Raw genomic sequence first — 6,637 nt, forward strand, 5'->3', positions numbered from 1 at the left:
ATCGTGTCACCTTGCGTTCCAGCACCGCTCGTGATCTGCAACTTTCCATCGAGCAGTTTGATCGGTCTTGGGCCGCGGGCGGAAGGTGGGCATTCATTGCCGTCAAACCGGGGCAGTTTCCGCCTGGAATGGATGAATCGACGTATTTGCGTGCAGCCGCTCCTCTAGAAGGCGTGGCGCCTGATGCGGCGCGCACCGCTTACGAGGCGGCGCTCAAGCGCTGGCCCAAGGCGTGGATTGCCATGATGGGTCTGGGCAATCTGGCTTATGCGCGCAAAGACTATCCGCAGGCCGCGATTCATTTCGCTGAAGCGGCCCGCGCGAACCCTTCGGACGGCGATCCCATGAACAATCTCGCGCAGGCTTTGCTTGCCGCAGGAGACTGGAAGGCCGCGCAGGGCGCAATCGAGGTCGCGCTGCGCCTCGGCCAGCCGCACCCCGAGGCGTACCGCAGCACGGCAGCTGAAATCGCCAAGGCGCGCGCCGCAGCCCTCGGCCATACCCAGGCGCATTGAACCGGCGGCGGCCTGGAGTGAGTCTGCTCGTCAATCCGCTTTCGCGGTTTGGCTTTGCCCCAGGCTGGCGTAGTAGCGGGCGATGAGCAGGGCATCGGCGTCGCTCAGACGCTGGCTGAACTGGCTCATGCCTTTGTACACATCGTTGTGACGCTCGCCGTTGTGATACAGGCGCATGGTGCGGATGAAGTAGTCGGTCGTCTGGCCGGCGATGGCTGGCGTCGTGCCCTTGCCTTCGCCATGCAGGCCGTGGCACGACGCGCAGGCGGTGATGAGCCGGTTGGCATCGCCTTTGCGCACGAGTTGCTCCACCCGCTTGTGCTCTGCGGCGTTTAGCGGCGCGGCGAGGGCGGCCTGGGCCTGCGGAGCCACGGGCTTGGGCAGGCTGGCGTAGTAGGTAGAGATATCCGCGATCTGTTGCGGGGTCATCAGGCGGGCGATGCTGGTCATCAGCCCTGCGCGTTCGTCCTCAGAGCGCAGGCCGCTGCGATAGTCGAGCAGCATCTTGGCGGTGTAGTCGTAGCGCTGGCCGGCGACGCTGGGCCAGTTCATCGTTTCGGCGTTGCCTGCGGGGCCGTGGCAAGAGGCGCACATCATGGAATCGTGCACGGCCTTGCCCGCGGCGGCATTGCCTTTGGGCAGATCGCCCAACGCGGTTTGCAGGGTGACGGGGGTCCAGGGTTTGGGCGCGGGCTTGCTGTGTTCGCTGGCTTGCGCAATCGGGCTGGCGAGCAGCGCGGCGGCCAGTGCGAGTGGGCGCCACGCGGTGGGGAATGCGGCGGTGATCATGCGAAGATGTCCTGAGTGAAGGCCTGAATCCAGGCTTGCTGATAGACGGCGGACAGGCGGATTTGGGCGGGCGTGGCGTCGAACGGCAGGTAGCGCGCTTTGTTGACCCGGCCGATCTTGCCGTCTTCCTTGATCTTGAACACGTCGGCGACGAACAGGCCGTAGTCTTTGCCGGCCAGGGCGTAGCAGGTGTTTTCCCAGACGGGCGTGCCGGGGTCTCGTCCCGCCAGCCCGTTGGCAATGACCCGCGCCACCCATTTGGCCTGGGTGTTGGCCGAGAAGCCCGACTTGGGCATGGCATCGGCCACGCTGGAATCGCCGATGACGTACACATCTTTGTGCAAGGTCGATTCAAACGTGGCGCGGTGCACCGGGCAGAAGCCGCTGGTGTTGGTGAGGCCGAAGTCGAACGCAATCTGCCCGGCGACCATGGCCGGGATGACGTTGATCACGTCGGCTTTGATCGCGCCGCCCGCGGTGTGCAGGGTCATGGTCTTGGCGTCCAGACGCTGCGGCGTGCCGCCGGACTTGGCCTGAATCCACTCCAGCGCGCAGGGTTTGGTGGAGGGCAGAAGCTCGGCCTTGATTTTGGCGCGGTACTCCTGCGGAGGCTGGTAGCCGTAGAGCCGGTTCCAGCCGAGCAGGGCGGTTTCGTCGGTGACAAAGCTGTCCTTCGGGTCGGCGATGATGACCTTGGCGCGCGGGTTGTGTTTGCTGAACCACTCCGTCATCAGCGCAGCGCGCTCGTAGGGGCCGGGCGGGCAGCGGTAGGGGTTGGGCGGGGCGGCCAGCACGAAGGTGCCGCCGTCGCGCATGCCCTGCAACTGCTTGGACAGCAGCGCGGTCTGCGCCCCGGCAATCCAGCCGCTGGGCACTTGGGTTTCAGCCAACTGTTCGCTGTAGCCGGGCAGGCTGTCGTAGCGCAGCTTGATGCCAGGCGAGACGATGAGTTTGTCGTAGCCCAAAACCTTGCCGCTGGCCGTGGTGACGGTCTTGTTCACCGGGTCGAGGCTTTTGGCGGCATCGAACACGAAGGCCACGCCGTGCTTCTGCCGCAGCACGTCATAGCTCACCCGCAGGTCTTGCATCGTGACGTGCGCGTTGAGCACCTCGCTCGATCCGTAAGGGCGGATGTAGACCGGGTTTTTTTCGATCACCGTGACCTGCAGGCTGGGGTCGGCCATCTTGAGGTATTTGGCTGCGGTGGCGCCGCCCACGCCACCGCCGACGATGACGATGCGGGCAGACGCCTGACCCGCGCGAACGATGGCTGGGAAGGCAACAGCGCCCAGCGCCGTGGCGCCGGCGAGCAGAAATTGACGACGAGAGTTCATGGAGTGCCTCTTATTCGGGTTTGACGGCGGCGAAGTAGCTCGCCATGGCGTCGATTTCGTCATTGCTGAAGCCCTGCGCCACATGGCCCATCAGCGTGGAGGGGCGCTTGCCATCGCGAAAGTCGCGCATGGCCTGCACGAATTGCGCCTTGGGCATGCCAGCCAGGGGCATGAAGGCGGCGGCGTGCAGCCGTCCGTCCGTGCCGTGGCAGCCGGCGCAGGTTTGCGCCATGGCAGCGCCGCTGGGCGGTGCTTTGGGTCCGGGGGGCAGGGCGGCGGCGGGTGTGCCGACCGCTGCGGGTGCTGCTGGCGCGGCAAACACGGGGGCATTCGCGCCCAGCAGTCCGATGGCGAACACGAGCCCGATCAAGGCGAGGGTGAGGTGATGGAGTCGCATACGAAATCCTTATTGCGCCCAGACGACGAAGCCGACCACGAAGAACTGCACGATCCAGATGCCGATCAGCCACAGCGAGGCGGTGCCGATGCGGTCGACTGCGGCTGATGGGGTGTAGAGCTGGCCCTTGGGCGTCTGTCCGACTTTCCACGCGATGGTGAGGAAGTAAGCCAGGGTGCTGCCGCCAATGAGGGCGAAGGTGGCGAAGAACAGCACATTGCTATACCAGTCGAGATGCACGGGGTAGGTGAACACGTCATAGCCGTGTATGCCCTTGAGCACCGTCCAGCGCAGCACTTCGCGCAGTGCCGCCACGGCGATCAGCGCCACCGCGCCGAGGGCGAACGGGGCGTAGCCGAGAGAGGTTTTCAACGTGCGCTGGCCCAGCACCGTGGGCAGTGCCACGGTGAGCAGCAGCAACGCCACGCTGAGCAGCACGATAGGCGAGGTGGCAAACCCGGCGATGTTGGCAGGCAGGGTGGCCATCCATCCCACCAGAAACACCAGGGCGATCACGCCACCGAGATTCAGCATCTTGCTGGCGAGGGCCCCGATCCACTGCAGGTAGTTCGCGTCGGCCAGTTGGCCCGCACTGAGGTAGCGGCGATAGGCGAACAGCCAGGCTCCCGTCACCGGCGCGGCCAGGGCGATGAAAAAGCCGAAGCGCCACAGGTTGTAGTCGTGCAGGGTGCGGCCGTGCGGCTCGATCACGCCGCCCGGCGCATACCAGCTCATCCACTTCTCGGGGCTGAGCATCTGGTTGGTGAGCACATGCATGATGAAGCCCACGACCAGAAACAGCGCCAGCGCGGCCACCAGGCTCCAGCCCGAGCGAGCATCCTGCTTGGGGTCGTCGAGGTGATGGTTGCGGCTGTAAAAAAAATACAGCGCCATATAGCCCGCGATCAGGATCAGAATGAAGCCGATCACCCACCAGGCCGAAAGCACATTGCTGGTGTACCAGAACGGGTCATACGTGACTTGCACGAACAGCAGCGGCGCCACGCCGAGCACCACGGCCACCGAGACGGCGATCTTGGCGGTGGTGGTCATGGCCGCAGCCAGGCGGCGGCGCATGGGGTTGCGGCTGAAGGCGTTGGCGAGTACCAGCGCCGTGCCGCCCAGCATGACCTGTACCGCAGCGATGTGCAGCGCAAAGGTCAGCACGCCCAGCACCAGAAAGACGATGGGGTGAGACGGAACCCCGGCGACGTCGCGCAGGGCATAGAGCATTTCAGAGTTCATGTCAGCGCACCTCTTGGGTCAGGGTTGCGGGCAGCGCAGCGGCTTGGTCAGCCTGCGCCAGCGCCGCCTTGTGCTGGATGTGGGCGATGGCAGCCTGCGGCTGTTTCATGTTGACGATGAACACCGCAAGCGCCTCGGCTTCTTCGGGCTTGAGCGGAATCATCGGCATGTACAGCGTGGCCCCGGTGGAGAGCGCGCCGCGCAGGTAGTTTTCCACCTCGGTCACGTTGGTCGTGCCGCCGAAGTAGCGATGCAGCGGGCGCATGCCGGTTTCGCTCAGCGAGTGGCAGTTGGAGCAGGTGGTCAGCGCCAGCGATTCGCCGACTTTGAGCATGTTGTCCGGCGTGACCACGCGCAGGTTGTCGGGAACGAACACCTGCGTCTTGAGAAAGCCGTGTGTCTCCAGCAGCGGAATTTCGCTCTTGATGTTCATGCCCGGCACATCACGGCCGATGACCTGGTTGGAATAGATGTATTGCCCGGCCACCCAGGGCTTGCGGATGGATTCGCGCGCCACTTCCTCCGGCCACAGGCCGAACAGCAGAATGCTCAGCGTGGCCACCGACGCCCCCCACACCACCAGGGTGCGCGAGGAAATCAGCGTCATCACGAAATACGCCAGAATGCCCAGCAGCACGGTGATGATGGCCGGCTGGAAGTACGAGGGCAGGCGGTTGTCCATCACCAGATGCGCGGTTTCCGGCAGGGTGCGCAGATACCACTGGAACAGCGCCGCCCCGGTGATCGACGACACGATGCCCAGCCAGGCCAGCTTGCGCGAAATTTCGCGCTTGAAGGCCGGATCGGTGATGCGCGCCGCCACGATGCCGCCGACCACCGCCGTCATGGTGAACATGAACGCGGTGCGCATGGCGAGCTGGGCAAAGGTGTTCTTGCCGTAGAACGCGCTGAGCACGCCCCCGTTGGCGAGCCAGCTTTCCTTGCCCGGCACCATCATGAACGAGAGGATGCCCAGAATGATGAGCATGGTGGTGTACGACGCCATGCCGAAGATCACGGCGATGCGCATATGCGTGCGCTGATCGACCCGGCCGACCAGATAGATCACCAGATAGACGCCGACCACTTCGATGACGAAGAACACCCACTCCGTCGCCCACACCCAGACAAAGCTGTGGATCAGCGCCGAGATGCCGCGAGGGCTGGCAACGGTGGTGGAATACCAGATGCCCGGCCCGGTGATCGAGCCGATGACATACGAGAACACCAGCAGGAACATGCCGTATTTGCGGATGTAGTCCAGCAACTGCGGCTGGTTGCGCCGGTAGGCGATGACCGCCAGATACGCAAACAGAATGGCTGCGCCGACCGAGGTGTGCGATGCCAGCACGTGAATGGTGGCCATGATGCCCACCACCCATCCGCTGCCCACTCCCGCCTCGTACCAAGTGGGATAAAGCCCGACCCAATCCATCTCGACTCCTTGTCTTGGTGCGACATGCACCGCGATGTCGCAAAAGACGACAATTTGTTACGGGTGGGAGTATCGAGAGAGGCGATCAGTAGGGATTTGATCTTTCGCAAATTACAAATTGAGACTTGCAGGTTTATCTATGTGTGAGTGACGGCAGTCACAATCGGCACGTCTGCCGCAGAAAATCAGGGTATACGCGAATTGCTCTCTCGGGAGTGGGCGCAGCTTCTGCCTTGCAGCGCATTGAGCCGCCGCATATTGTTTTGATCTGGCGCAGCTTGGCGCCCTGTAGGGACAGCAGAAACCATGCCGCAGCTCAGCGTTGGCCGATGGCGGCGTTGGCAAACACGCCGCGGGCGTCTCGCGGCTCGCTGCGCCAGTATTGCGGCGGCACCTTGACCTGCGCGCCCAATTCAGCCGCGGCATGCCACGGCCAGTGCGGGTTCCACAGCAGGGCGCGGGCCAGCGCGACCAAATCGGCCCGGCCCTCGGTCACGATGGCTTCGGCTTGTTGCGCCTCGGTAATGAGGCCAACGGCCATCGTGGGCAGGCCGGTCGCTTCTCGCACCGCCTGAGCCAAGGGCACCTGATAGCCGGGGCCGATGGGGATTTGCTGCTTGGGGGACAAACCGCCGGAAGACACGTCGATCCAGTCGCAACCCCGCGCCTTGAGCGCTTGCGCGAAGGCAAGGGTTTGCTCCAGATCCCAGCCGCCCTCCACCCAGTCGGTTGCCGAAACCCGTACGCCCAGCGGAATGCTCGCGGGCAAGGCGGCGTGCACGGCATCAAAAATTTCCAGCGGATAGCGCATGCGCTGGATCAGGGTGCCGCCGTAGCCGTCGTCGCGCTGATTGGACAGCGGCGACAAAAACTGGTGCAGCAGATAGCCGTGCGCGCAGTGCAGCTCCACCGCTTGCAGGCC

The 6,637-nt window shown here is 64.2% G+C and carries 7 protein-coding genes; 1 reads left to right on the forward strand and 6 read right to left on the reverse strand.

Going from position 1 to position 6,637, the window contains the following annotated elements; genetic code table 11:
• On the forward strand, positions 1 to 515 hold a 515-nt coding region (locus AC2VLV_RS07610), incomplete at its 5' end, for a tetratricopeptide repeat protein (RefSeq protein WP_486989404.1).
• Positions 516 to 545: 30 nt separating this feature from the next.
• On the opposite strand, the gene AC2VLV_RS07615 is transcribed toward AC2VLV_RS07610, so the two are convergent.
• From AC2VLV_RS07615 to AC2VLV_RS07640, 6 genes are all read right to left on the reverse strand, one after another.
• Complete coding sequence (locus tag AC2VLV_RS07615; protein WP_486989405.1) at positions 546 to 1,304, reverse strand: c-type cytochrome; 759 nt, start codon at positions 1,302 to 1,304, stop codon at positions 546 to 548.
• The gene (locus AC2VLV_RS07620) at positions 1,301 to 2,638 is read right to left on the reverse strand and encodes an FCSD flavin-binding domain-containing protein (RefSeq protein WP_486989406.1); all 1,338 of its coding nucleotides are present in this window, start codon (positions 2,636 to 2,638) and stop codon (positions 1,301 to 1,303) included. Before AC2VLV_RS07620 ends, AC2VLV_RS07615 begins: the two co-directional genes overlap by 4 nt.
• A 10-nt stretch (positions 2,639 to 2,648) precedes the next feature.
• Complete coding sequence (locus AC2VLV_RS07625; protein WP_486989407.1) at positions 2,649 to 3,035, reverse strand: c-type cytochrome; 387 nt, start codon at positions 3,033 to 3,035, stop codon at positions 2,649 to 2,651.
• Between the two features lie 9 nt (positions 3,036 to 3,044).
• Positions 3,045 to 4,280 carry a hypothetical protein gene (locus AC2VLV_RS07630; RefSeq protein ID WP_486989408.1) on the reverse strand — a complete coding sequence of 412 codons (1,236 nt, stop codon included), beginning with the start codon at positions 4,278 to 4,280 and terminating at the stop codon, positions 3,045 to 3,047.
• Position 4,281: 1 nt separating this feature from the next.
• The gene (locus AC2VLV_RS07635; RefSeq protein ID WP_486989409.1) at positions 4,282 to 5,715 is read right to left on the reverse strand and encodes a cytochrome c; all 1,434 of its coding nucleotides are present in this window, start codon (positions 5,713 to 5,715) and stop codon (positions 4,282 to 4,284) included.
• Positions 5,716 to 6,031: 316 nt separating this feature from the next.
• On the reverse strand, positions 6,032 to 6,637 hold a 606-nt coding region (locus AC2VLV_RS07640; protein ID WP_486989410.1), incomplete at its 5' end, for an oxidoreductase.

The sequence above is a fragment of the Thiomonas sp. TH-17 genome (assembly GCF_057473305.1).